32 protein-coding genes are annotated in these 26,334 nt (G+C 31.2%); 29 read left to right on the forward strand and 3 right to left on the reverse strand.

The window, feature by feature from the left end; all coding sequences use genetic code 11:
- Window positions 1-17 precede the first annotated feature (17 nt).
- The 23 genes from rplR to cwlD all read left to right on the forward strand — a co-directional run bounded on the left by rplR (window position 18) and on the right by cwlD (window position 15,283).
- A complete protein-coding gene (rplR, locus tag H8S20_RS18870; protein ID WP_032117039.1) occupies window positions 18-380 on the forward strand; it encodes a 50S ribosomal protein L18 in 363 nt (120 codons plus the stop codon).
- Between the two features lie 20 nt (window positions 381-400).
- Window positions 401-898: a 30S ribosomal protein S5 gene (rpsE, locus tag H8S20_RS18875; RefSeq protein ID WP_032117040.1), complete on the forward strand. Its 498-nt coding sequence runs from the start codon at window positions 401-403 to the stop codon at window positions 896-898.
- Window positions 899-910: 12 nt separating this feature from the next.
- Window positions 911-1,090: a 50S ribosomal protein L30 gene (gene rpmD / locus H8S20_RS18880; RefSeq protein WP_005212077.1), complete on the forward strand. Its 180-nt coding sequence runs from the start codon at window positions 911-913 to the stop codon at window positions 1,088-1,090.
- Window positions 1,091-1,112: 22 nt separating this feature from the next.
- Window positions 1,113-1,553 (forward strand): 50S ribosomal protein L15, encoded by a 441-nt coding sequence (rplO, locus tag H8S20_RS18885; protein ID WP_032117041.1) that lies wholly within the window; start codon window positions 1,113-1,115, stop codon window positions 1,551-1,553.
- A 1-nt stretch (window position 1,554) separates the two neighbouring features.
- The gene (secY, locus tag H8S20_RS18890) at window positions 1,555-2,832 is read left to right on the forward strand and encodes a preprotein translocase subunit SecY (RefSeq protein ID WP_032117042.1); all 1,278 of its coding nucleotides are present in this window, start codon (window positions 1,555-1,557) and stop codon (window positions 2,830-2,832) included.
- Window positions 2,833-2,854: 22 nt separating this feature from the next.
- Window positions 2,855-3,505, forward strand: a complete 651-nt coding sequence (locus tag H8S20_RS18895) for an adenylate kinase (protein ID WP_032117043.1) — start codon at window positions 2,855-2,857, stop codon at window positions 3,503-3,505.
- A complete protein-coding gene (gene map / locus H8S20_RS18900) occupies window positions 3,505-4,254 on the forward strand; it encodes a type I methionyl aminopeptidase (RefSeq protein WP_032117044.1) in 750 nt (249 codons plus the stop codon). Before H8S20_RS18895 ends, map begins: the two co-directional genes overlap by 1 nt.
- Window positions 4,255-4,305: 51 nt before the next feature.
- The gene (locus H8S20_RS18905) at window positions 4,306-4,617 is read left to right on the forward strand and encodes a KOW domain-containing RNA-binding protein (protein ID WP_051986726.1); all 312 of its coding nucleotides are present in this window, start codon (window positions 4,306-4,308) and stop codon (window positions 4,615-4,617) included.
- A 7-nt stretch (window positions 4,618-4,624) separates the two neighbouring features.
- A complete protein-coding gene (infA, locus tag H8S20_RS18910) occupies window positions 4,625-4,843 on the forward strand; it encodes a translation initiation factor IF-1 (protein WP_005212092.1) in 219 nt (72 codons plus the stop codon).
- 47 nt (window positions 4,844-4,890) lie between these two features.
- The gene (gene rpmJ, locus H8S20_RS18915) at window positions 4,891-5,004 is read left to right on the forward strand and encodes a 50S ribosomal protein L36 (RefSeq protein ID WP_016205879.1); all 114 of its coding nucleotides are present in this window, start codon (window positions 4,891-4,893) and stop codon (window positions 5,002-5,004) included.
- A gap of 207 nt (window positions 5,005-5,211) precedes the next feature.
- Window positions 5,212-5,577, forward strand: a complete 366-nt coding sequence (gene rpsM, locus H8S20_RS18920; protein ID WP_032117045.1) for a 30S ribosomal protein S13 — start codon at window positions 5,212-5,214, stop codon at window positions 5,575-5,577.
- A gap of 15 nt (window positions 5,578-5,592) precedes the next feature.
- Complete coding sequence (gene rpsK / locus H8S20_RS18925) at window positions 5,593-5,988, forward strand: 30S ribosomal protein S11 (protein WP_032117046.1); 396 nt, start codon at window positions 5,593-5,595, stop codon at window positions 5,986-5,988.
- 32 nt (window positions 5,989-6,020) lie between these two features.
- Window positions 6,021-6,641 (forward strand): 30S ribosomal protein S4, encoded by a 621-nt coding sequence (gene rpsD, locus H8S20_RS18930; RefSeq protein WP_032117047.1) that lies wholly within the window; start codon window positions 6,021-6,023, stop codon window positions 6,639-6,641.
- 102 nt (window positions 6,642-6,743) lie between these two features.
- A complete protein-coding gene (locus tag H8S20_RS18935) occupies window positions 6,744-7,691 on the forward strand; it encodes a DNA-directed RNA polymerase subunit alpha (RefSeq protein ID WP_032117048.1) in 948 nt (315 codons plus the stop codon).
- 20 nt (window positions 7,692-7,711) lie between these two features.
- Window positions 7,712-8,053 carry a 50S ribosomal protein L17 gene (rplQ, locus tag H8S20_RS18940; RefSeq protein WP_032117049.1) on the forward strand — a complete coding sequence of 114 codons (342 nt, stop codon included), beginning with the start codon at window positions 7,712-7,714 and terminating at the stop codon, window positions 8,051-8,053.
- A gap of 197 nt (window positions 8,054-8,250) precedes the next feature.
- The gene (locus tag H8S20_RS18945; RefSeq protein WP_186861143.1) at window positions 8,251-9,084 is read left to right on the forward strand and encodes an energy-coupling factor transporter ATPase; all 834 of its coding nucleotides are present in this window, start codon (window positions 8,251-8,253) and stop codon (window positions 9,082-9,084) included.
- Window positions 9,069-9,947, forward strand: coding sequence for an energy-coupling factor transporter ATPase (locus H8S20_RS18950; protein ID WP_186861063.1), 879 nt, complete (start codon window positions 9,069-9,071; stop codon window positions 9,945-9,947). Before H8S20_RS18945 ends, H8S20_RS18950 begins: the two co-directional genes overlap by 16 nt.
- A 2-nt stretch (window positions 9,948-9,949) precedes the next feature.
- Complete coding sequence (locus H8S20_RS18955; protein ID WP_186861064.1) at window positions 9,950-10,747, forward strand: energy-coupling factor transporter transmembrane component T family protein; 798 nt, start codon at window positions 9,950-9,952, stop codon at window positions 10,745-10,747.
- A gap of 23 nt (window positions 10,748-10,770) precedes the next feature.
- Window positions 10,771-11,505 carry a tRNA pseudouridine(38-40) synthase TruA gene (gene truA / locus H8S20_RS18960; protein WP_186861065.1) on the forward strand — a complete coding sequence of 245 codons (735 nt, stop codon included), beginning with the start codon at window positions 10,771-10,773 and terminating at the stop codon, window positions 11,503-11,505.
- Between the two features lie 158 nt (window positions 11,506-11,663).
- Entirely contained in the window at window positions 11,664-12,098 is a 435-nt protein-coding gene (gene rplM, locus H8S20_RS18965; protein WP_032117053.1) for a 50S ribosomal protein L13, read from the forward strand.
- Window positions 12,099-12,127: 29 nt separating this feature from the next.
- Window positions 12,128-12,520: a 30S ribosomal protein S9 gene (gene rpsI / locus H8S20_RS18970; protein ID WP_032117054.1), complete on the forward strand. Its 393-nt coding sequence runs from the start codon at window positions 12,128-12,130 to the stop codon at window positions 12,518-12,520.
- A 289-nt stretch (window positions 12,521-12,809) separates the two neighbouring features.
- A complete protein-coding gene (locus tag H8S20_RS18975; RefSeq protein WP_032117055.1) occupies window positions 12,810-14,423 on the forward strand; it encodes a Na/Pi cotransporter family protein in 1,614 nt (537 codons plus the stop codon).
- Window positions 14,424-14,578: 155 nt separating this feature from the next.
- Window positions 14,579-15,283, forward strand: coding sequence for an N-acetylmuramoyl-L-alanine amidase CwlD (gene cwlD, locus H8S20_RS18980; protein ID WP_032117056.1), 705 nt, complete (start codon window positions 14,579-14,581; stop codon window positions 15,281-15,283).
- Window positions 15,284-15,418: 135 nt separating this feature from the next.
- On the opposite strand, the gene H8S20_RS18985 is transcribed toward cwlD, so the two are convergent.
- The gene (locus H8S20_RS18985) at window positions 15,419-16,276 is read right to left on the reverse strand and encodes a YitT family protein (RefSeq protein ID WP_186861066.1); all 858 of its coding nucleotides are present in this window, start codon (window positions 16,274-16,276) and stop codon (window positions 15,419-15,421) included.
- A 316-nt stretch (window positions 16,277-16,592) separates the two neighbouring features.
- Between H8S20_RS18985 and H8S20_RS18990 the strand changes: the two genes are divergently transcribed.
- The 6 genes from H8S20_RS18990 (at window position 16,593) to iadA (ending at window position 24,392) form a co-directional block, all read left to right on the forward strand.
- A complete protein-coding gene (locus H8S20_RS18990) occupies window positions 16,593-18,824 on the forward strand; it encodes a ribonucleoside-diphosphate reductase subunit alpha (protein WP_032117058.1) in 2,232 nt (743 codons plus the stop codon).
- 221 nt (window positions 18,825-19,045) lie between these two features.
- A complete protein-coding gene (locus H8S20_RS18995) occupies window positions 19,046-20,080 on the forward strand; it encodes a ribonucleotide-diphosphate reductase subunit beta (protein ID WP_032117059.1) in 1,035 nt (344 codons plus the stop codon).
- Window positions 20,081-20,275: 195 nt separating this feature from the next.
- A complete protein-coding gene (gene ptsP / locus H8S20_RS19000; protein ID WP_032117060.1) occupies window positions 20,276-21,895 on the forward strand; it encodes a phosphoenolpyruvate--protein phosphotransferase in 1,620 nt (539 codons plus the stop codon).
- A gap of 191 nt (window positions 21,896-22,086) precedes the next feature.
- Window positions 22,087-22,620, forward strand: coding sequence for a chromate transporter (locus H8S20_RS19005; protein ID WP_186861067.1), 534 nt, complete (start codon window positions 22,087-22,089; stop codon window positions 22,618-22,620).
- A gap of 4 nt (window positions 22,621-22,624) precedes the next feature.
- Entirely contained in the window at window positions 22,625-23,149 is a 525-nt protein-coding gene (locus H8S20_RS19010; RefSeq protein WP_186861068.1) for a chromate transporter, read from the forward strand.
- Window positions 23,150-23,219: 70 nt separating this feature from the next.
- The gene (gene iadA / locus H8S20_RS19015; protein ID WP_186861069.1) at window positions 23,220-24,392 is read left to right on the forward strand and encodes a beta-aspartyl-peptidase; all 1,173 of its coding nucleotides are present in this window, start codon (window positions 23,220-23,222) and stop codon (window positions 24,390-24,392) included.
- A 176-nt stretch (window positions 24,393-24,568) separates the two neighbouring features.
- Here iadA and H8S20_RS19020 read toward each other — a convergent pair whose 3' ends face one another.
- Together H8S20_RS19020 and H8S20_RS19025 are read right to left on the reverse strand one after the other, a co-directional pair.
- Complete coding sequence (locus H8S20_RS19020) at window positions 24,569-25,159, reverse strand: cell wall hydrolase (protein ID WP_186861070.1); 591 nt, start codon at window positions 25,157-25,159, stop codon at window positions 24,569-24,571.
- A 64-nt stretch (window positions 25,160-25,223) separates the two neighbouring features.
- Window positions 25,224-26,222 carry a hypothetical protein gene (locus H8S20_RS19025; protein WP_186861071.1) on the reverse strand — a complete coding sequence of 333 codons (999 nt, stop codon included), beginning with the start codon at window positions 26,220-26,222 and terminating at the stop codon, window positions 25,224-25,226.
- Between the last annotated feature and the right edge of the window lie 112 nt (window positions 26,223-26,334).

Here is a 26,334-nt window from a genome sequence, read left to right on the forward strand (position 1 = left end):
AGAAAGGAGTGAACCGTATGTTTAAAAAGGTAGACAAAAATTCAAATAGAGTAAAGCGTCACCTTAGAGTACGTAAGAAAGTTTCTGGTACTCCTGAAAGACCAAGACTTTCAGTATATAGAAGTGAAAAGAATATATACGCTCAAATTATAGATGATGTAAATGCTGTTACTTTAGTATCTGCTTCAACTTTAGATAAGGATTTAAACTTAAAAGTTGGTGGAAATAAAGAAGCTGCAAAGCTTGTTGGTGAATTAATCGCTAAGAGAGCTGTAGATAAGGGTATAACTGAAGTTGTATTTGACAGAGGTGGATACGTATATCACGGAAGAGTTCAAGTATTAGCTGATAGCGCTAGAGAAGCAGGCTTAAAATTCTAATAAAACAAGGAGGGAAATCAATGAGAATCGATCCTAGCACACTAGACCTTAAGGAAAAGGTTGTTTTTATAAACAGAGTTACTAAGGTTGTTAAGGGTGGTAGAAACTTCAGATTCAGCGCTTTAGTTGTTGTCGGTGACGAAAACGGACACGTAGGCGTAGGAATGGGTAAGTCAATCGAAATCCCAGAAGCAATTAAAAAAGGTATCGAAGACGCTAAGAAAAACATGGTTAGCGTTGCTATAGTTGGAACAACAGTTCCTCACGAAATATATGGAAAATTTGGAACTGGTAAAGTTCTAATAATGCCAGCTAAAGAAGGTACAGGAGTTATCGCTGGAGGTCCAGCAAGAGCTGTCCTTGAATTAGCAGGATTAAAGGATGTTAGAGCTAAGTCTTTAGGTTCAAACAATCCAAGAAACATGGTAAATGCTACAATCAATGGTTTAGCAAGCTTAAGAACAGCTGAAGATATAGCTAAGTTAAGAGGCAAAACTGTTGAGGAAATTTTAGGTTAGGAGGTATAAGCAATGGCAAAGATAAAGGTTACTTTAGTTAAGAGCTTAATCGGAAGAAAGAAAGACCATATCGCTACTGCAAATGCCCTTGGTCTAAGAAAAATCAACAAGACTGTAGAGCATGAGGATACTCCTCAAATCAGAGGTATGATCAACAAAGTTGACTACTTATTAAAAGTAGAAGAAGTATAAGAACGAGGAGGTGCACTAAGATATGAAACTTCATGAATTAAAACCAGCAGCTGGAAGCAAAAAAGCTCCTAAAAGAGTTGGTAGAGGTACTGGTTCAGGTTTAGGAAGAAACGCTGGTAAAGGTGAAAAAGGACAAAACGCTAGATCAGGTGGTGGAGTAAGACCTGGTTTTGAAGGTGGTCAAATGCCTTTATACAGAAGACTTCCTAAGAGAGGATTCACAAATATCTTCGCTAAAAAGTACGTTTCTATCAACGTTGATAGATTAAACATATTTGAAAATGGTACAGAAGTAACTCCTGAATTATTATTAGAAACTAGAGTAGTATCTAAGGTTCTAGACGGAGTTAAGATATTAGGTAACGGAACTATAGAAAAGAGCCTAACTGTTAAGGGATGTAAATTCTCTAAACAAGCGGCAGAGAAAATCGAAGCAGCCGGAGGAAAAGTTGAGGTGATTTAATATGCTATCAACCCTACGTAATGCCTGGAAGGTTCCCGAATTAAGAAAGAAATTTTTATGGACGATATTTTTAGTAGCAATTTTCAGGATAGGGATACATATTCCTGTTCCTGGGATTGACACATCATATTTGACACAAGTAACTGAATCTGGAGGATTATTAAGTTTTTATAACTTGATATCAGGAGGAGCTTTAAAAAACTTTAGCATATTTGCTTTAGCAGTTTCTCCATATATTAATGCTTCAATCATAGTGCAATTATTAACAATTGCAATTCCTTCATTAGAACAACTTTCTAAAGAAGGTGAGGATGGTAGAAAGAAGATACAAAGTATCACTAGATATTTATCAATAGGAATAGGATTCGTTTTAGCAATGGGAATATTCACTATGATATCTTCTCAAGGTGCTGCTACTGGATTAAACACTGCTGAAAAAGCAGTAGTATTAATTTCCTTAGTAGTTGGATCTACATTCTGTATGTGGCTTGGAGATCAAATAACTCAAAGAGGATTCGGTAACGGGGTATCAATATTAATATTTGTCAATATCGTATCTCAATTACCAATGACTTTAATGTCATTATTTACATTAAAGGAAGCTGGTCAAGTAGGAATAGTTGAAATTACCTTATTCCTAGTAGCTGCAATTGCACTACTAACAATAACTATTTTCTTCTCATTAGCAGAGAGAAGAGTGCCTGTACAATATGCTGGTAAAGCTGTTGGAAGCAAAGTTATGAAAGGGCAATCTACACATATTCCACTAAGCATTATAGGATCAGCAGTTATTGCTATAATCTTTGCAATGTCAGTAATGATGTTCCCTGAGACAATAGCTAATTTCTTCCCTGGTAAGAGTTGGTCAACATGGATTTTACATAGTCCATATAGTATATTCAATAAAGAAACATGGATGTATCCAGTATTCTATGCTGCGTTCACTATATTCTTTACTTGGTTCTATACTCAAATCACTTTTAAACCAGATGAAATGGCTGAAAATCTTCATAAATCTGCTGGATTTGTTCCAGGTGTTAGACCGGGAGCTCCAACAGAGAAGTATTTTGAAAAGTTACTTACTAAAGTATCTTTAATCGGAGGAATATTTGCAGCGATTTTAGCAGTATTACCAACGTTAGTTAATAACTATACAGCATTCAAAGGAATTCAATTTGGTGGAACATCTGTATTAATTTTAATCGGAGTTGGATTAGATTTCTCTAGACAACTTGATTCACAATTAGTAATGAGACACTATCAAGGATTCTTAAAATAGATTAATAATGGAGATGATGCCCGTGAAGATAGTATTATTAGGTCCTCCTGGGGCTGGAAAAGGAACACAGGCAAAATCAATTAGTAATAGATATTCTATACCACATATTTCTACTGGGGATATCTTTAGAAAGAACATTTCTGAAGGAACCCCATTAGGGATAGAAGCAAAAGGTTACATTGATAAAGGACAATTAGTTCCAGATGAAGTAACTATTAATATGGTTAAGGATAGACTTACTTGGGAAGACTGTAAAAATGGATATCTATTAGATGGTTTTCCAAGAACTGTTGCTCAAGCAGAAGCTCTTGAAGGGTTTTTAGCAGATAGAAATGAAAAGTTAGATACTGCTCTTTCAATAGAAGTACCTAGCAGTTTTATTCTTGAAAGAATGACAGGAAGAAGGGTATGTCCATCTTGTGGAGCTAGCTATCATGTAAAGTTCAATCCACCAACTAAAGCTGGTGTGTGCGATGTTTGCGGAAGTGATATAGTACAAAGAAAAGATGATACTGAAGAGACAGTTAGTGAAAGACTAGAGGTCTACGAAAGACAAACACAACCACTGATTGATTTTTATAATAATAAAAACTTATTATCAACAGTAGATGGAACTAAAGCTATAAACGAAGTTTTTGAGAGTATCTGTAGTATATTAGGAAGTGTTAAATAATGATAATTATTAAGACTGAAAAAGAAATTGACCTAATGAGACAGGCAGGAAAAATCGTTGCTGAAACTTTATTACTTGTTGAAAAAAAGGTTAAACCAGGAGTAACTACTGCTGAACTGGATAGAATAGCAGAAGAATTTATAACTAAGCATGGGGCAAAACCTTCATTTAAAGGGCTCTATGGATTTCCTGCTTCACTATGTATATCGGTTAATGAGCAAGTAGTTCATGGAATACCAGGAGGTTATGTATTAAAAGATGGAGATATTATCAGCGTTGACTGTGGAGCTGAAATAAATGGATTTCATGGTGATGCAGCAAGAACATTTGCTGTTGGTGAAATTTCCGAAGAAGCAAGAAGGCTTATAACTGTAACTGAAGAATCTTTCTTCAAAGGAGTTGAAGCTGCTGTAATTGGAAATAGGCTATCTGATATTTCTCATAATATACAAAAACATGTAGAGGCTAATGGTTTTTCAGTTGTAAGAGATTTCGTAGGTCATGGAATAGGCAGAACCGTTCATGAAGATCCTGAAGTTCCTAACTTTGGTAGACCTGGCCGTGGTCCCAAGTTAGTTACTGGTATGGCACTAGCTATAGAACCTATGGTTAACATAGGAACATATAGAGTGAAAACCGCAGGTGATGATTGGACAGTTATTACTGCAGATAAGAGCTTATCAGCTCACTACGAAAACACTGTTGTAATTTTACCAGATGGGCCAGAAATATTGACACTGATTAAATAAGTGTTGCTTAGTTATAAATTCGCATGATACCAAGAGGTGGCTTGTAAATTTATGGCTAAGGTAATCATCGAGGTGAAAAATTTGCAAAACAATGACTTAATTGGAAAAGTTGTTCTTTCAATATGTGGAAGAGATAAGGATCATTATTATGTTATTGTTAAAAAGTTAAATGATGATTATTACCTTCTTAGTAACGGAAGGACTAAAACTATTCAGATGCCGAAGAAGAAAAAGCTAAAACATTTTACTGTTTTAGAAGATGTAAATGATGAGATTAAAGCATCAGTTATATCCCAAGATAGAGGTGCTGATTTAAAGATTAAAAAATTTCTAAAAGAAAAAGGCATTGTTAAGGAGGGTTGATTACCTTATGTCAAAAGATGATGTAATAGAAATGCAAGGTGTAGTTTTAGAAGCTTTACCTAATGCAATGTTCCAAGTTGAGTTAGAGAGTGGTCATAAGATTCTAGCTCATATATCAGGAAAGTTAAGAATGAACTTCATAAGAATTCTACCTGGAGATAAGGTTACTATAGAACTTTCTCCATATGACCTAACAAGAGGAAGAATTACTTGGAGAGCTAAATAAATTAAACTAAGTAATTAGTTTACCATAAATAACAAGGAGGGTTAGCGATGAAAGTAAGACCATCAGTTAAGCCTATTTGCGAAAAGTGCAAGATTATAAGAAGAAAAGGAAAAGTAATGGTTATCTGTGAAAATCCAAAGCACAAGCAAAAACAAGGCTAATATAATTAAGTATTAGACATATGTATTTACAAATATTAATATATTGACTTTTTACTGAAATTTCAATATTATTATATAGGCGTTAAATTAGATGAAAATAGTTTTTAGGTACGGCTGACAATAGGAAAATTTCTATTGACCTAAAAATTTATTATAAATAAAACAAGCAAATACAAGTGCATTTCAATTATCAGGAGGTGTAAATTAATGGCAAGAATAGCAGGTGTTGACCTACCAAGAGAAAAAAGAGTTGAGATAGGTCTAACATATATATACGGAATAGGTTTATCAACTTCACAAAAGATTTTAGCTACTACTGGAGTTAATCCAGACACTAGAGTTAAGGATCTTTCAGAAGAAGAAGTAAATGAAATCAGAAACTACATTAAGAACTTATTAGTTGAAGGTGACTTAAGAAGAGACACAGCTTTAAACATTAAGAGATTAGTAGAAATCGGATGTTATAGAGGAATTAGACATAGAAAAGGTCTTCCAGTTAGAGGACAAAAAACTAAGACTAATGCTAGAACTAGAAAAGGTCCTAAGAAGACTATCGCAAACAAGAAGAAGTAATAAGGAGGGAAACTCATGGCAGCTAAACAAGTCAAAAAGACTAGAAGAAGAAAAGAAAGAAAGAATGTTGAGCACGGTGCTGCACACATTCAATCAACTTTCAATAACTCAATAGTTACTTTAACTGATGCAGTTGGAAATGCTTTATCATGGTCAAGTGCTGGTGCATTAGGCTTCAGAGGATCAAGAAAGAGCACTCCTTTTGCAGCACAAATGGCAGCAGAAACTGCAGCTAAAGCAGCTATGGAACACGGTTTAAAGAGTATAGAAGTATACGTAAAGGGACCAGGTTCAGGTAGAGAAGCAGCTATCAGATCATTACAAGCTGCTGGATTAGAAGTAACTTTAATTAAAGATGTTACTCCAATTCCACACAACGGATGTAGACCACCAAAAAGAAGAAGAGTCTAGTTATTATATAAATTCAACAGGAGGTGTAACGAATGGCAAGATATACTGGAGCTACATGTAGATTATGTAGAAGAGAAGGTCAAAAGCTATTCCTTAAAGGAGATAGATGCTTTACAGATAAATGTGCTTTCGTAAGAAGAAGTTATGCACCAGGACAACATGGCGCAGCTAAGAAGAAGATGTCTAACTACGGAGTTCAATTAAGAGAAAAGCAAAAAGCTAGAAGAATATACGGAGTTTTAGAAAGCCAATTCAGAACATATTATGAAAAGGCTGATCATATGAAAGGTATTACAGGTGAAAACTTACTTAAGTTACTAGAAATGAGACTAGATAACGTTGTTTACAGACTAGGGTATGGTGCTTCAAGAAACGAAGCTAGACAATTAGTTACTCATGGACATTTCTTAGTAAATGGTAAGAAGGTAGATATCCCTTCATACAAAGTTTCAGTAAATGATGTAGTTGCTGTTTGTGAAAAGAGCAGAGGAACTGAAAAGTTCAAGACATTTGTTGAAAATCCAAAAACATTACCAAAATGGTTAGAAGCTAACGTTGAAAACTATGAAGGTAAAGTTGTTGCTGAACCAGCTAGAGAAGACATTGACGTACCAGTTAACGAAACTCTAATCGTTGAGTTATACAGCAAATAATAAATTAATATTTGTTTTAAGACAAATATATCTTAGATTTAAGTATGGAATCAGTTGCCCTCGTAATAAGGTTGCCATTTTAAATATAAGGAGGGTTTGTACATGTTAGAAATAGAAAAGCCAATAATCGAGTGTATAGAATCGAATGAAGATGGTACTTACGGTAAGTATGTAGTAGAACCACTTGAAAGAGGTTACGGTATAACACTTGGAAATGCTATGAGAAGAATACTTTTATCATCACTTCCAGGTGTGGCTACTACATCAGTTAAAATAGACGGAGTATTACATGAATTCTCAACTGTACAAGGTGTTAAAGAAGATGTTACTGAGTTAATCTTAAACATTAAATCTTTAGCATTAACAATGGAAGGTGAAGGTCCAAAGACTATCTACATAGATGCTCAAGGACCTGGAGTAGTAACAGGTGCAGATATAAAAACAGATGGAGACGTTGAGGTTGTGAATAAAGACCTACATATTGCAACTTTAGACGATAACGGAAAGTTATATATGGAGTTAACTGTTAATAGAGGTAGAGGATACGTTACTCAAAATAAAAATAAGAGTGATGAACTTCCATTATCATCAATAGCTGTTGATTCTATATACACTCCAGTAAAGAGAGTTAACTTCACTGTAGAAAATACAAGAGTTGGTCAAATTACTGACTACGATAAGTTAACTTTAGAGATCTGGACTAATGGAACTATTAAGATTGATGAAGCTATCAGCTTATCAGCTAAGATTCTAATTGAGCACTTTAAGTTATTCATGTCTTTAGGAGTAGCTACTAACGACGTTGAAATTATGATAGAAAAAGAAGAAGATAAGAAGGAAAAAGTCCTAGAAATGACAGTTGAAGAACTAGATCTTTCAGTTAGATCATATAACTGTTTAAAGAGAGCTGGTATCAACACTGTTCAAGAATTAGCTAACAAATCAATGGACGACATGATGAAAGTTAGAAATCTAGGAAAGAAATCCTTAGAAGAAGTTGAAAGAAAGCTTAAGGAATTAGGCTTAAGCTTAAAACTAAGCGACGAGTAGTAAGTAAGGAGGTAAATTCCATGGCAGGTTATCGTAAGTTAGGTCTTTCTACAGACCAAAGAAGAGCTATGTTAAGAAGTCTTGTTACAAGCTTTTTAAAGCATGGTAAAATAGAGACTACTGAAACAAGAGCTAAAGAAGCTAGAAGTATAGCTGAAAAAATGATCACTCTTGCTAAAAGAGGAGATCTTCACGCTAGAAGACAAGTTTTATCTTACGTTTTAGAAGAAGAAGTAGTTAAAACTTTATTTGAAGAAATCGCTCCAAAGTATGCTGACAGAAATGGTGGATATACTAGAATGATTAAAAAAGGCCCTAGAAGAGGGGACGGAGCTGAAGTTGTTATACTTGAATTAGTATAATATATTAGGGGATTAAGTTTATACTTAATCCCCATTTTGTATATAATTAGATATTATATAAAAGTTTTACCTTTTCTCTTAAAGTATATACACTTGTAAATAATTTAACATGATATATAATTAATTTATGGAAAAAATATAAAGTTTTTATATGATATTTATTATTACTTTCTAAGGGAGGGATTGAATTGACAAAAATGGTTGAGTGTAAAGACTTAGTTTTTAAATATGAAAATTATGAAGATAAAGCTCCGAAGTATGCTATAAATGGTGTAAACCTTGAAGTAGCGCAAGGAGAATTTCTAGTTATATTAGGACATAATGGATCTGGAAAATCAACTATAGCAAAGCATATGAATGCTTTATTATTGCCAAGCGAAGGAACTGTGGTGGTAAACGGGCTAAATACTTCAGATGATAAAAATTTATGGGATATAAGAGCTGCAGCAGGAATGGTTTTTCAAAATCCAGATAATCAATTAGTTGCAACTATAGTAGAAGAAGATGTTGCCTTTGGACCAGAGAATTTAGGAGTACCTCCTGAAGAAATTAGGGAAAGAGTTGATGAAGCTTTAGAAAAAGTAGGTATGCTAGAATATAAAAAGCATGCACCACATTTATTATCAGGTGGACAAAAGCAAAGAATAGCCATTGCAGGTATTTTAGCTATGAAGCCTAAATGTATAATATTTGATGAACCTACAGCGATGTTAGACCCATCAGGACGTAAAGAAGTTTTACGTAATATAAAAGAAGTAAATAAGAAATATGGAATAACTGTAATATTAATAACTCACTATATGGATGAAGCTGCTGAAGCTGATAGAGTTGTTGTTATGGATGGCGGAAAAGTTATATTAGAAGGAATACCTAGAGATGTATTTTCACAAGTTAAGAAAATGAAAGATATAGGTTTGGATGTACCACAAGTAACAGAACTATGCTATGAGTTACAAAAATTAGGTATAAATATTGATACTAAAATTTTAAATGTGAATGAGATGGTGAGCGCGATATGTCAATTAAAATAGAGAATTTAACACATATCTATATGCCAAAAACTCCTTTTGAAAAAAAGGCATTAGATGATGTTAATTTATACATAGAAGATGGAGAGTTTATTGCTTTAATAGGACATACAGGATCAGGAAAATCAACGTTAATACAACACCTAAACGGCTTATTAGAGCCAAGTAGTGGAAAGATTATAGTTGATGACATTGATATAACAGAAAAAGGTGTCAAGCTTTCTGATATTAGAAAAAAAGTTGGATTAGTGTTTCAATATCCAGAATATCAATTATTTGAAGAAACAATTGAAAAAGATATAGCCTTTGGACCTACTAATTTAGGGTTAGGTCAAGAGGAGATATTAGTAAGAGTTAAAAGAGCCATGGAGATGGTTGGACTTGATTATGATAAATATAAAGATGTTTCTCCATTTGAATTAAGTGGTGGGCAAAAAAGAAGAGTTGCAATTGCTGGTGTTATTGCAATGGAACCTAAGGTTTTAATTTTAGATGAGCCTACAGCTGGATTAGATCCAAAAGGAAGAGAAGATATTTTAGCTCAAATTAAAAAATTACATGATGAGTATAAGATGACTATAATATTAGTTAGCCATAGCATGGAGGACGTTGGTAAGCTTGCTAAAAGAATAGTAGTTATGAATCATGGGAAAGTAGCTCTTCAAGGAGAACCTAAAGATGTATTTAAAGAAATAGATACATTAGAAGAAATAGGTCTTGGAGTACCACAAGTAACTTACTTAATGAGAGAGTTGAAGAGAAGAGGATTTAATGTTTCTGATGAAGTATTTACAGTGGAACAAGGAAAAGAAGAGTTATTAAAAATATTTGTTAATGATAAAAAATCTAATATGGGAGAAAAGTAATTATGATTAAGGATATAACTATAGGTCAATATTTACCTGGCGATTCATTTGTTCATAAATTAGACCCAAGAACTAAAATATTATTATCAATATTATTTATAGTTTGCCTATTTGTAATTGATAAATTTATAGGGTATGCATTTGTTGTTGCTTTCTTAGCATTAGTAGTATATATATCACAAATCCCACCGAGATATTTATATAAGGGATTAAAACCTGTATTTTTCTTAATAATTTTAACTGCAGCTTTAAATATATTTATGCTTAGAGGTGGAACTTTATTATTTGAATTTGGTTTTATTAAGATATATGAAGAAGGAATAAGAACAGCTGTATTTATGGCTGCAAGATTAGTATTGCTTATAATGGGTACATCCGTATTAACACTTACTACATCACCTATAGAGCTTACAGATGGCATAGAAAGACTATTAAAGCCTATAGGAAAGGAAATAGCTCACGAGCTTGCTATGATGATGACAATAGCATTAAGGTTTATTCCTACTCTTATAGATGAAACTGATAAGATTATGAAAGCGCAAAAGGCAAGAGGTGCTGATTTTGAAACTGGAGGAATAGTTCAGAAGGCTAAGAGTTTAATACCTTTATTAGTACCACTATTTATAAGCTCATTTAGAAGAGCAGATGAGTTAGCTATGGCAATGGAGGCAAGATGCTATAGAGGGGGAGCAGGGAGAACTAGAATGAAGGTATTAAAGTTCTCATCAAAAGACTTTATAGCTTTCGGAGTTTTCTCACTTTTAGTTATAGCAAGTTTTGCAATAAGATTTGCTATGTAATATTAAATCAGTAAGGTGATAATGTGAATAATATAAAGCTAACAATAGAATATGATGGAACAAATTATTATGGATGGCAAAGACAAAAAGATAAAATAACTATACAAGAAGCAATAGAAGTAGCTATTGCTTCTATTACTAAAGAAACTATTGAAGTTATAGGATCATCTAGAACCGATGCAGGAGTTCATGCAAAAGGTTTTGTAGCTAACTTCAAAACTAATAGCTCTGTGCCACCAAAGAGGTTTAGAGAGGCATTAAATACTAAATTACCAGATGATATAGTTATAATTAAATCAGAAGAGGTAAATGATGATTTTCATGCGAGGTATAATGCAAAAGGAAAGACTTATGAATATAATCTTTTAAATACAGAAGCACCTTCTGCTTTACTTAGAAACTATTCTTATCATCCTAAGTATGACTTAGACGTGGACGCCATGAAAGAAGCTGCTAAATATTTTGTAGGAACTCATGATTTTATAGCATTTAGAAGTCAAGGAAGCTCTGTGAAAGGAACGGTAAGAACAATTTTTGATTTAAAGGTAGAAAAAAAAGATGAAATTATAAAAATTTCGGTGACAGGTGATGGTTTCTTATATAATATGGTTAGAATAATAGTTGGAACACTTATTGAAGTAGGTAGAGGGAAGAACAAACCACAGTATATAGAAGAAATTATAGCAAAAAAGGATAGGAAATTAGCTGGATTCTGTGTGCCAGCTAAGGGATTGCTTCTAAAAGAAGTTTATTATTAAAAAAATTCAAAAATTTGTTGACACACCCGAAACCGTGTATTATAATAAGTTTTGTTTGTTAGAATATTTATGTAGGTAAGATCCGCTAGCCCAGGATCTTAACATAAATCGGTAATTATAAAAAATTACTTTAAATGTAAGTTCAGGGAGGGAAAAACATGAAATCATACATTGCAAAAGCACAAGAAGTTGAAAGAAAATGGTATGTTGTTGACGCTGCTGGAAAGCCACTAGGAAGAGTTGCTTCTCAAGTTGCTTCTATCTTAAGAGGAAAGAACAAGCCAACATTTACACCAAACGTTGACTGCGGAGATCACGTAATAGTAATCAATGCTGAACAAGTTGTTTTAACTGGTAAGAAGTTAGATCAAAAAATGATGAGAAAATACAGCGGATACGTAGGTGGATTAAAAGAAACTCCATATAGAGAAGTTTTAGCTAAGAAGCCAGAATTTGCTTTCGAAGAAGCTGTTAGAAGAATGCTTCCATCAGGAGTATTAGGAAGAAAAATGCTTGGTAAATTAAAAGTATATAGAGGTTCTGAGCACGATCACGAAGCTCAAAAACCAGAAGTACTTGAATTAAAGTACTAATACAACAATCTCGGGAGGAGGAATAAAAAATGGCAAAAGTTCAATACATGGGTACTGGAAGAAGAAAAAAATCAGTTGCAAGAGTTAGACTTGTACCAGGAAATGGTAATGTAGTTATCAATAAAAGAGATATCGAAACATACTTTGGTTTAGAAACTTTAAGAATGATCGTTAACCAACCATTAGTTTTAACAGGAACTAAGGAAAAGTTCGACGTTTTAGTTAATGTTCACGGTGGTGGATTCACAGGTCAAGCTGGAGCTATCAGACACGGAATAACTAGAGCTTTAATTAAATCAGATGAAAACTTAAAGTCTGAATTAAAGAAAGCTGGTTTCGTAACAAGAGACCCAAGAATGAAGGAAAGAAAGAAATACGGTCTTAAAAAGGCTAGAAGAGCTCCACAATTCTCTAAGAGATAGTTTGGTGTTCAAAGAGAGGTTTTACCTCTCTTTTTTTTACTCAATTATTAGAAATTTCTTCCAACTACAAAACATAAAATTATTAATATTTTTAAATTTAATCTATTGTTATTTGGTTTATTTATAAATATTTAATAATGTACTTTTAAAATTTATCTAAATGAATATAGTTATATTAAATCTATGTTAAAAAACGGGTAGAACTCTTAACAATTGTTAAGAATTATTGTAAACTTACTCTAGAAAATAAATTAACTTTAGTATTATATAGAAAAGGAGAATATTATCTTTGGATACTTTAATGGTTATAATTAAGTTATTAGGTGGTTTAGGACTATTTATTTACGGAATGAAATTAATGGGTGATGGTCTTGAAAACGCTGCAGGAGAAGGTTTAAAAAAGATACTTGAAAAGGTAACTAAAAATCCGATTATAGCAGTTATAGTTGGGGCAATAGTAACTGCAGTTATTCAAAGTAGTAGTGCTACTACGGTAATGGTAGTAGGATTTGTTAATGCAGGTCTTATGAATCTTGCACAAGCAGCAGGAATCATAATGGGGGCTAATATTGGTACAACAATAACAGCTCAACTTGTAGCCTTTAAATTAAGCACAATAGCTCCAATATTTGTTTTTATTGGTGCTATGATAGTTATGTTTGTAAAAGTAAAGAGAACAAGAGAAATTGGTAATATCATTTTAGGATTTGGTATTTTATTTACAGGAATGGGTTCTATGAGTTCAGCAATGAAGCCATTAACTGATTCAGTAGTATTCCAACAAATATTATCAACTGTTGGTGGTAACTTATTCTTAGGTGTTCTTGCAGGAGCTTTAATAACAGCAATATTACAAAGTTCATCTGCAACTACAGGTATTTTAGTAGCATTAGCTACAGCTGGAGCATTAGACATAAATCAAGCATTACCAATAATAATGGGATGTAATATAGGTACTTGTGTAACTGCTATGATAGCAACTGTTGGTACAAATAAGACAGCACATAGAGCAGCTTTATTACATTTAATATTCAATATAGTTGGTACCGTAATATTCTTACCGCTTATAGCTACAAATATATTAGGAAATTTCGTATCTGGATTTACTTCAGATGTAAGCAGACAAATAGCAAATTCACATACTATATTTAATGTAGTTAATACGTTAATAATGGTGCCGTTAATACCTATATTAATTAAGATCGTTACTAAATTAATTCCAGGTGATGATGACGATGAAAAGGCTGGAGTAAAATATATAGATGATAGATTATTAGAAACACCAGTAATTGCTGCTGGACAAGTTATTAAAGAAACTATTAGAATGGCTAACAAATCTAAGAAGAGTTTAGAATTAGCTATGAGTGCATTTACTAGTAATGATGAAAGATTAGCTCAAAAGGTTTATGAAAATGAGAATGTAATAAATATTCTTGAAGAATGTATTACAACTTATTTAGTTAAATTATCTAAATGCGATTTATCAGATAAAGAAAAGAATATAGTAGCAGCTACATTCCACATAGTTACTGATATAGAGAGAATTGGAGATCATGCAGAGAATCTTGCTGACTTAACAATTCAAAAGATAAATAAAAGATTAGAATATAGTATTGAAGCTTTAGATGAATTAAGATCAATATATGAATCAACTTTACAAGCTGTAGATATAGCTATTGAAAGTTATGAAAATAGAGATGTTGAAAAAGCTAAGACTGTTATGGATGTAGAATCACAAATAGATAAGAAACAAAGAAAATTCAGAGATTTACACATAAAGAGATTATATGATGGAACTTGCAATGCGTATGCAGGTGCGGTTTTCCTAGATCTATTAAGTAACCTTGAAAGAATAGGAGACCATTCAACTAATATAGCTGAGAGTGTTATAGAAAATAATTAATAAGTCAAAAGATGTTATAGAGTAAAATCTATAACATCTTTTTTTATCTAATTTAGTTATAAAAGATAGATATTAAATTTAACTAATATAAGATGGTATAAAGAATGAAGCATTAAAGAATACTAATATCAGATATGTTTAGTTGGAGGAATAATATGAAAAAGATTATTATATTTGCATTTAGTATTTTTGTTCTATTATCAATTTGTACAATTCCTACAAAAGCAAGTATGGAAAGTGATGACTCTAAAGTTGTATTAATAGATCCAGGTCATGGAGGAATTGATGGAGGAGCCCAATCTAAGAATGGAACTATTGAAAAAGATATAAATCTTCAAATAGCATTAAAGCTTAAAGAAAACCTAGTTAGTAAAGGATATACTGTCTATATGACTAGAGATGAGGATGAAGGTTTATATCAAAAAGGAAGTACTATTAGAGAGAAAAAACGTGATGACCTAAAAAGAAGGGCAGACATGAAAGTAGAAACTAATTGTGATATCTTTGTTTCTATACATCAAAATATGTTTGCTCAAAGCAAGTGCTATGGAGCACAGGTGTGGTATGCATCTAATGATAAGAGCTCAACATTGGCTAATGTAGTTCAAGATTCCTTAAAAGAGACAATTAAAGATAATAATAAAAGAGTTGCTAAGCCTGCTGGTGAAGCATACTTAATTCTAAGAGATAAGTTTGATGGAGCATCAATATTAGTTGAATGTGGATTTTTATCTAACCCTGAAGAGGAAATAAAACTAAAGAGTGAAGAACATCAAAATTTAATAGTTGATGGAATTTCTTTAGGAATAGATAGGTATTTCAGTGAAAATAGTAATAATACTAACGAGAATAGCAATTAATAGGGATTTCCGAGGAAATAACACGAAAAGTTAATAGAGAAGAGTTAGAAGTTAAAGAACAAAGTTATTGTAACTTTATTGTTTTGGAAGCTACTTTAGTAGTTTCATCTTTAACTTTTAACTCTTAAATTTTAGCTATATATTTACGAATCCTTTGCCCTTAACCTCTGAAGCATCGATTATTGTAATAAATGCTTTAGGATCAATATGAAGAATTTTATTTTTTAAACTGATAAATTGTGATGATGTTATAGCTACATATAACATCTTCTTTTTACTGTGAGTATATTCACCTTCTGCCATAATTGATGTAATACCACGATGTAAATCATTAATAACATAGTTTATAATATCATTTTCTTTTTCAGTAAGAATTAACAATAGTTTCTTGCTGGTAAATCCATTTAAAACCTTATCTAGAAGTGTTCCTTGTATAAACATAGATATAAGGGTATATAAAGCTTGTGGCAAACCAAAAATAAGTGCTGCGATAGCTACTATAATCAGATTGAATCCGAAATTAAGTTTACCAATTTCAAAATTAGAATAATTCTTTCTAATTACCATAGTTATAATATCTATTCCGCCTGTAGAACCATTTCTATAAAATACTAGTCCCATACCTACACCACATAAGACTCCACCATATATACAGTATAGTAGCATGTCATTAACTTGAACTAATGATGATAATGGCTTAGTTAAGATTAATGATAATGAAATTGAAACCATACCTATAGCAGTATACAAAGTAAATCTTTTGCTAAGGAACTTATAACTTACAAAGAATAAAGGAATATTTAATAGGAACACAGTAACCCCTGATGGAATATCAGATGCATATTGAAAAATAAGTGCTATCCCTGTTACTCCCCCACTTACAAGCTTTGCATTAGTTAAAAAAAGGTTGACCCCTAGAGAATAGATAAAACATCCTAAGATTATAACTATTACATCAATATAAAAAGTTTTTGATTTAATTAAATCTTTCATTAGTGCACCTCGTGTTGCAAGTATTCTTTATCACAAATTTGATTATATATTAGTTTTTAGGAGATGTTAATATGATATTCATAAAATTATCAATAAAATATGAAAAGATTTCAATAAGTAATATTAAGTAGTAGCGATTATTAGATAGTAAAAATATTAGAGAATTTAAGAAATAGAGAGGAAAGTATGTTATTTTCTCTTTTTTTTAAATCTTTTTTAATTTTACAAGTATATATAGCAAAGTTATAATTAACAATATATTGTGTTAGAGTGTTGAAAAATAAAGTATAGTATACTATATGTGGTGGAGGAAACAATGGGATATTTACAAAAAATATGTGATTATGCAGTTAAAGGAATAGAAGGGGAAAATGAGATATATACAAGTAAGAAGTTAATAGAAAGCTGTGCGAATATAATAAGACCATCAATGAGCAATGATGAGGTCAGAAATTCAGTAATTCAAATTTCACTTGAATTAACAACAGATAGTGAACCTAAGTGGCAATATGTCGCTTCGAAATTATATATAGATAAATTATATGATGATATAAGAAAAAATAGAGGGTTAGAAGAGGGTTCTAATGTATACGGTGATTTTTATAACTTCATAAGTGCTATGACGGAAAGAAAGCTTTATGGAGAGTATATATTAAATAATTACTCAAAAGATGATATAGATGAATTAGAGAAAAAAATAAAGCCAGAGAGAGACTTTATATTTACATATAGCGGAATAGATTTGTTAGCAAAGAGATATTTAATTCAAGATTTTAATAGAGCTGTTTTAGAATTACCTCAACAAATGTTTATGGGGATAGCTATGCATTTAGCAATTCCAGAGAAAAAGGAAAATAGATTATATTGGGCTAAAAGATTTTATGATGTTTTAAGCTCACTAAAGGCAACTATGGCTACTCCAACAATGTCAAATGCAAGAAAGCCATTTTATCAATTAAGCTCATGTTTTATAGATACAGTAGATGATAGCTTAAAAGGAATATATAAATCATTAGATAACTTTGCTGAAGTATCTAAATTTGGTGGAGGAATGGGAATATATATTGGGAAAGTAAGAGCTATGGGATCTACTATAAGAGGATTTAAGGGTGCAGCAGGTGGAGTTATACCATGGATAAAGTTATTTAATGACACAGCTATTGCAGTTGACCAGCTAGGAGTTAGAAATGGGTCAGTAGCAATATGGTTAGATGCTTGGCATAAGGACTTACCAGAGTTTTTACAATTAAGAACAAACAATGGTGATGATAGAAAGAAAGCACATGATGTGTTCCCTGGACTTTGTTATCCAGATCTTTTCTGGAAGTTAGCAGAGAGTGATATAGATGCGAACTGGTATATGATGTGTCCTCATGAAATAAGAACTGTAAAAGGATATAATCTAGAAGATTTTTATGGTCAAGAATGGGAAGAAAGATATTATGATTGTGTTAATGATGACAGAATAGAAAAGAGAGTAATGTCTGTTAAGGATATAGTTAGATTAATTATAAAGAGTGCAGCAGAAACTGGTACTCCATTTGCTTTTTATAGGGATACAGCCAATAAGATGAATCCTAATAAGCATAAAGGTATGATATACTCTTCAAATCTTTGTACAGAAATAATGCAAAACACAAGCGCTATGGACATACAGCAAACAGAAATAACTGATGAAAATGGAGATAAAATAATAGTAGAAAAAACTAAAGCCGGAGACTTTGTAGTTTGTAATCTTTCATCAGTAGTTTTAGGAAATGTAGATGTAAATTCAGATAAAGAAATTGAGTATGTAGTTGAGACTCAAATAAGAGCTATGGACAATGTAATAGACTTAAATTATTATGCAGTACCATTTGCAGAGGTAACTAATAAGAAGTATAGAGCTATAGGTCTTGGAACAAGTGGATATCACCACATGTTAGCTAACAATAGAATACATTGGACAGAAGATAAGCATTTAGAGTTTGCTGATAAAGTTTATGAAAGAATTAATTTCTATGCAATAAAAGCTAGTATGGATATTGCAAAAGAAAAAGGTTCATATTCATATTTTGAAGGTTCAGATTGGCAAACAGGTGAATACTTTGACTTAAGAAATTATAAGTCAACAATGTGGGATGAATTAAGAAAAAATATTAAAGAATTTGGGATGAGAAATGGATATTTATTTGCAGTTGCTCCAAATGGATCTACTGCTACTATAGCAGGAACTTCAGAGGGTGTTGATCCTGTAATGGCAAGATTCTGGTTAGAAGAGAAAAAGGGAAGTATAATACCTAAAACAGCACCAAATTTAAGTTGGGAAAACTTCTGGTATTATAACTCTGCATATAATATAGACCAAAAGTTATGCATACAAGTAAATGGCATAAGACAAAGACATATAGATCAAGGGCAGTCGTTTAATTTATATATAACTACAGACTATACAATGAGACAAATAATGAATTTATATATAGAAGCATGTAAATGTGGAGTTAAATCAATTTATTATGTAAGATCTAAATCATTAACTGTTGCAGATTGCGAGAGTTGTTCAGCATAAAATAATTAAAAATTAATAAATAACAATTTTAAATTTAGGAGGAAACTGCTAATGCAGTTTCTAACTTTTAAAAATATAATAGTTAAATAATAATAAAGAGTTAAAGAAGTAAATTAGATAAATTGATTTTATAAAATTGAAAACTGCATAAGCAGTTTAACATTAATTATAAATTTTTAACTTTTAATTCTTAATTAAATAAGAGTGAGGAGAAATGAGAGATGAATGTTAATAGAAAGCCTCTGTTTAATGAAAATGGGGATATAGAAATAAGTAAGAAAAGAATGATTAATGGAAATACAACAAATTTAAATGATTTTAATAACATGAAATATAGTTGGGTTTCTGATTGGTACAGACAAGGAATGAATAACTTCTGGATACCAGAAGAAATTAATCTTGCTCAGGATTTAAAAGATTATAATAGGTTAACTAATGAAGAAAGAACAGCTTATGATAAAATACTTTCTTTCTTAATATTTTTAGATTCAATACAAACTGCTAATTTGAGTAATATAAATAATTTCATCACAGCTAGTGAAGTGAATTTATGTTTAACGATTCAAGCTTTCCAAGAGGCTGTTCACTCTCAAAGTTATAGTTACATGTTAGATACTATATGTTCTCCAGAGAAGAGAAATGAAATACTTTATCAGTGGAAAGATGATGAGATTTTACTTAGTAGAAATAAATTCATAGGAGATTTATATAATAATTTTATAGATTCACCTACAAAAGAGAATTTGATTAAGACTATAATGGCAAACTATATACTAGAAGGTATATATTTTTACTCAGGATTTATGTTCTTCTATAATTTAGAGAGAAATGGAAAAATGCCTGGATCAGCTCAAGAGATAAGATATATTAATAGAGATGAAAATACTCACCTTTGGTTATTTAGAAATATAATGAGAGAACTTCAAAGGGAAGAGGAAAATCTATTTACAGAAGATCTTAAAGAAGAATTAAGAGAGATGATGAGAACAGGAGTAGAGAATGAAATAAATTGGGGCCATTATGTTATTGGAGATAATATACAAGGGATAAATAAAAATATGATAGAATCATATATAAAATATTTAGGAAATAAGAGATTGAAGGAAATAGGATTAACACCTTTGTATAAAGGTTATGATAAAAATCCAGCTAATTGGGTAGATACATTATCAGATGCAAACTCAGTTAAGACAGATTTCTTTGAGGCAAAATCAACAGCATATGCAAAAGCTAGTACATTAATAGATGATTTATAGAAAGGTTTGCTTAATTTATAGGGAAAATGATATAAGATTTTTGTCGAATTGGAAAAAATGTAAACATTTTTTATTAACAATAATAAAAAATATGTTATAATGAAAATTAGTGATAATTATTTGATAAAATTTTAAATTAATTTTCAACTTAAGAACAACAAGATTTATGCTTAAGGTATAGGGAGGAATTCAATAATGAAAAAAGGTATTGCTGCATCAAAGGGTTATGCAATAGGTAAAGTATTCATACAAGAACATGAAGAAATAGTTATAACTGATGCTAAGGTTTCAGACGTAGCTGCTGAAAAGGAAAAGTTACAAAAAGCTTTAGAAGCTTGTAAAGAGCAATTAACAGCTATAAAAGAAAAAACCCTTGCAGAAATAGGAGAGCACGAAGCACAAGTTTTCGAAGCTCATTTAACTTTATTAGATGACCCAGAATTCACAGGTCAAATGGAAATGACTATAGAAGGTGACAGCTTAAATGCTATGAAGGCAGTTCAAAGCGTTACAGATACATTTGTTATGATCTTCGAATCAATGGAAGATGACTATATGAGAGAAAGAGCTGCTGATATTAAAGACGTTTCTAAGAGAATAATCTCTAACTTAGCAGGAAAAGGTGGAAGTGGATTTGCTATAACTGAAGCAAATACTGTAGTTGTTGCCTACGATTTAACTCCATCAGATACAGCTCAATTAGATAGATCAAAGGTTGTTGGTTTCTTAACTGATATCGGAGGAAGAACTTCTCACTCAGCTATCATGGCTAGAACTTTAGAAATCCCAGCTGTAGTTGGTTTAGGAGATATAACTAAATCAGTTAAAAATGGTGATTCAATCATAGTTGATGGTATGGAAGGATTTGCTATAATCAATCCATCAGAAGAGGTTATTGCTGAATATGTTGCTAAAAAAGAAAAATTTGCAGCAGAACAAGAAGAATTAAAGAAACTTATCGAAGTTAAAACTGTAACTAAATCAGGTAAGAGAATTGAAGTTTGTGGTAACATCGGTAAGCCAGAAGATATAGATCAAGTATTAGCTAACGGTGGAGATGGGGTAGGTCTATTTAGAACTGAGTTCTTATACATGGACAGAGATTCAGCTCCAACTGAAGAAGAACAATTCCAAGCTTACAAGACTGTTTTAGAAAAAGCTAACGGTAAGCAAATAGTTATTAGAACATTAGATATCGGTGGGGATAAAGTATTACCATACTTACCATTACCGGAAGAAATGAACCCATTCTTAGGATACAGAGCTATAAGATTATGCTTAGATAGAAAAGACATATTCAGAGTTCAAATAAGAGCTTTATTAAGAGCTTCTGTATACGGAAATCTTTGCGTAATGTTCCCAATGATTTCAGGATTAGAAGAATTCCAAGCTGCTAAGGCTTTCGTTGAAGAATGCAGAGCAGAATTACATGCTGAAGGTGTTAAGACTTCAGATACAACTCAATGGGGTATCATGGTTGAAATTCCAGCTGCAGCAGTTATGGCTGATGAATTAGCTAAATATGTAGACTTCTTCTCAATCGGAACTAACGACTTAATCCAATATACATTAGCTGCTGATAGAATGAGTGAAAAGGTATCATACCTTTACAATCCAATGCATCCAGCTGTATTAAGATTAATAAAGATGACTATTGATGGAGCTCACAAGCATGGTAAGTGGGTTGGAATGTGTGGAGAAATGGCAGGAGATGAAGCTGCTATCCCAACATTAGTAGAATACGGACTAGACGAATTCTCAATGAGTGCTACTTCAATTCTAACAGCTAAGAAGATAATTTTAGAACAAGAGTAGTCATTAATAATTTAAAATGAATAGTTATTAATTAAAGTAAAAAGTGCGCTTAGGCGCACTTTTTTTGTTTATTAATTTCCAATCATTAATTCTTAATTGACTAAACAGTATCTTTAAATTTTCGACAGGAATAATAAAAAGAAAGGAGAATATTAATTATAAGTATACTTATATGTAATTTGAGGTGTAATATGGGAAAAGTTTTAGGACTATTTTTATCAATATTTAAGATAGGAGCTTTTACATTTGGTGGAGGCTATGCGATGATACCATTAATTGAAAAAGAAGTAGTAGGAAATAAAGGATGGATTACTAAAGAGGAATTTGTAGATATTTTAGTAGTTTCTCAAAGCCTACCAGGAGCCTTGGCTATAAATACATCAATATTCTTAGGATATAAAATTGCAGGGTTGTTAGGTGCTATAGTAGCGCTACTTGCAGTAATATTGCCATCATTTTTTATTATTTTAATCATTGCAGTATTTTTTATGCAATTTAGAGATAATTACTATGTAAATGCGGCATTTAAAGGGATAACAGCAGCAGTACCTATGCTAGTTTTAGTGGGAGCAATAAGTCTTTCAAAAGGTTTAGAAAAGAATATAAGAACAGCTATAACTATTATTATTGGACTGATTGCATTGGCGTTTTTTAATATACATCCTGTATTGGTAATAATACTTTCAGGTCTATATGGGATTATCTTTTTAAGAAAGCAGGTGTAAGGTTATGGAGATATTAATTAGACTTTACTTAGCTTTTTTAAAGATAGGTACCTTTAGCTTTGGTGGCGGATATGCAATGTTACCTTTCATGCAAAAAGAAATAGTAGAAAATAATGCATGGATATCTATGTCTGAATTTAGTGACATAATAGGTATATCACAAATGACACCAGGTCCTGTAGCTATAAATTCTGCGACCTTTGTTGGATATAAGGTAGGAGGTATTATTGGAAGCGCCATAGCTACAATAGGAGTAGTTACAACATCATTTATATTAGTAAGTATAATCAGTAAAATATTAAATAAGTTTAAGGAATCTATAGTTATAAGGTCTATGCTAGCTGGAATGAGACCAATACTTATAGCACTTATAATATATGCATTTATAGATTTAGCAAAGGAATCTTATGTAGATTTTAAAAGTATAATTATAACTATAATAATAGGAATCATATTATTATCCAAGAAAGTACATCCAATTTTAGTTATAGTTATTGCGGCAATATTAGGATTAATATTCTATTTGTAACTAATAATATTAATAGGATAAAAAAATATAACTTAGATAAAGTTTTTAAGAAAAGTATAGGAGGAAAATAATGATTACTGTTATTAAGAATATACATGTTTACGCACCAGAAGATTTAGGAATTAAAGATGTAGTAATAACTTCAAATAAAATTGAAGGAATATATGATAATGTAGAAATTCCAAATAATTTTATAGCAATAGAAATAATTGATGGAAAAGGAAAGTTACTTTATCCAGGATTTATAGATAATCATGTTCATATATTAGGTGGAGGTGGTGAAGGTGGATTTAAGACACGTACACCAGAGATGCAGTTATCAACACTAATAGAAGCTGGAGTAACTACAGTGGTAGGGTGTATTGGAACTGATGGAGTATGTAGAAATATGAGATCATTAATTGCCAAAGCTAAAGGCTTAGAAGAAGAGGGAATAACTACTTATTGTTATACAGGTTCTTATGAGATTCCTGTTAAAACAATAACTGATAGTATTAAAGGTGACATGATGATGGTTGATAAGGTAATAGGAGTTGGAGAAATTGCATTATCAGATCATAGAAGCTCTCAAGCTACATATCAAGATTTTGTTAATACGGTAGCTAGCGCAAGAGTTGGAGGATTGTTATCAGGAAAAGCAGGAATAGTAAATGTTCATTTAGGTAATGGGGCTAGAAAATTAGAGTATTTATCTAAATTAATAGATGAAACAGAAATTCCACCAACACAAGTATTGCCAACGCATATAAATAGAAGTGATAAGTTATTTTATGAAGGTGAAGCATACGCTAAACGAGGAGGATTTATAGATTTAACCACAAGCAGTGATCCTAACTTTTTAGAACCAGGAGAAATAAGAGCTGGTGAAGGTCTAGCAATTCTTTGGAAAAATGGAGTAGATATAGAACATATAACATTTTCATCAGATGCAAATGGAAGTATGCCTAGATTTGATGAACAAGGACATTTAATCGGTTTAGGAATATGTTCAGTAGCTAGTTTATATAGAGAGGTTAAGGCAAGTATAAAAAATCATAATGTTCCGATAGAAGAAGCAATAAAAGTAATAACTTCTAATGTAGCAAATATACTTAAACTTGACAATAAAGGAAGAATAACAGAAGGAAGAGATGCAGACTTTGTAATAGTAGATGAAGAAAGCTTAGATATAGATATGGTAATAGCTAAAGGTAAAATAGTTGTTCAAAAAGGAGAAGCTGTTATAAAAGGAACCTTTGAATAAAAGTGCGAAGCACTTTTAAAGTTAAGAGTGAAGAGTTAAAAGTGAAAAGTTTAGGAAGAAACTGCTCTGTAGTTTCTAAAATATAATATTTTAAAGTCAGCTTTAGCTGACTTTATTTCTAAACTTCTAGCTATTCTCTTTTAACTCTTAACTAAATAAAGTGCGTCGCGCTTTATTTAGTATAATGAGAAGAAAACATGATGGCCTATAGGTGTTATATTAGTTTTATCAACTTGTTGCATCCAACTACATGTTGCGATTTCAGGGTTATAAAAGAATAACGCCTCTCTTGTTGGATCATGACCATTTATTGCTTCATATACCGCATCGAAACATTCTTGAGAAGGTGATACGTATATTTCATTATCTATGACGCAAGAAAAAGCATTTGGCTGAAATACTACCTCCTCAATAGTATTAGGAAAGTTAGGAGATAATACTCTATTAAGTATTACTGATGCAACTGCTACCTTTCCTTCAAAGGGCTCCCCTTTACTTTCAGCATAAACTATTTGCGACATAAGATATATATCATTTTGAGTTAAATAAATCATTCTATCGTTTTGACTAAAAACTTCTACATACTCATCATTGGATATATCTATAAAATTATTTATTGAATTGTCGTTTGCTTTAGTTGTTAAAAGTATGTTTGCGCTATCCTGAACCATAAGCATATCATTTTCGCAAGCAAAATTAGGATAACTATATAGCGCTGAAAGAGAAAGGGTCAAAATAAAAGAAAATACTTGTTTAAATTTTTTCATAAAAACCTCCTTTTGGATATAACCCAATCAAACAATATTTTTACCCCAAATAAGAAAATTAATACTAAAAATTTTCTGAAGATTTTTCTAGAGATTTTAATGAGTCATTAACATCATCCAATTTAGAAAAAGCATTTTTATAATTTTTATCTATACTTTCTTTATTATCTTCATAATTACTAGATGATTTTTCGAATATTATAGCTACCTTTAGTGTTTTTAAATAATTAGAATATAAGTTACAGGTATCAATTAGAGAAGTATAGTATGATAAATAGCCTTCAGGAATAGAAATACTATTAATACTACTTTTTATACTTAAGTATTTACTTTCTTTATCGGCCAAATCTTTTAATATAGCATCGAAAGACCTATTATCTTCTCTAACTTTTGATATAGCAGGTTCAAGGTTTTCAGTTAATTGTGATAAATCGTTAATAGCAGTTTTAAAGCTCTTTATAAATAATTCACCTTGAGATGTATTTACATTACTCTTTTTGGTAAGAGTCTCTAAATTACTCAAGTAATTTATTAGTTTGTCGAAAAATATTAAAGAGTCATCAGTAAATCCTATTTCTATGCCTAAATAATTTAAATCAACATAGCTTTTTAATAAGTCAAATTGTTGCTCATTTATTTTGCTTACATAGTCAGAGGTAGATGATATGTTTTGATATTCTAAAGACGAAATGCAACAATTATATAGATTTTGGGCAGACTCTATAGAAGAAAGAATTTTAGAAGAAGTTTCTCTACCGTAATCATCAACAATTACTAAAGAGCGTAAATTATTTTTAACTTTTTCTAAATTATCAATATTGTTTTTAAGAGTAGTTACTGTGTTTTTATTATTTAGAGTAAATTCAGTAGAGCACTCTTCAATTGAATTGTTTATAGTATTTAATTCATCAACTATATGATCAAAAGTATTAGATTCTTTAACATTATTTTTAAGTTTATAATTATAAATAAATATTATAGATAGTAATGTTAGTAAAACTAATAAAAATAAAATTACTATAAACTTATGATTTCCTCTAAATTTAATTTTTAAGTTTTCCATTATATACACCTCGAAAAAGTATTCTTTACATAAATTTATATTAATGAAAGTAAATAAATATTAATAAGTTAAGGAAAAATAATAAAATAAAATTTTTTATACTAAGACTTGG

It is taken from the genome of Clostridium hominis (genome assembly GCF_014287825.1).
Lineage (GTDB): Bacteria > Bacillota > Clostridia > Clostridiales > Clostridiaceae > Clostridium > Clostridium hominis.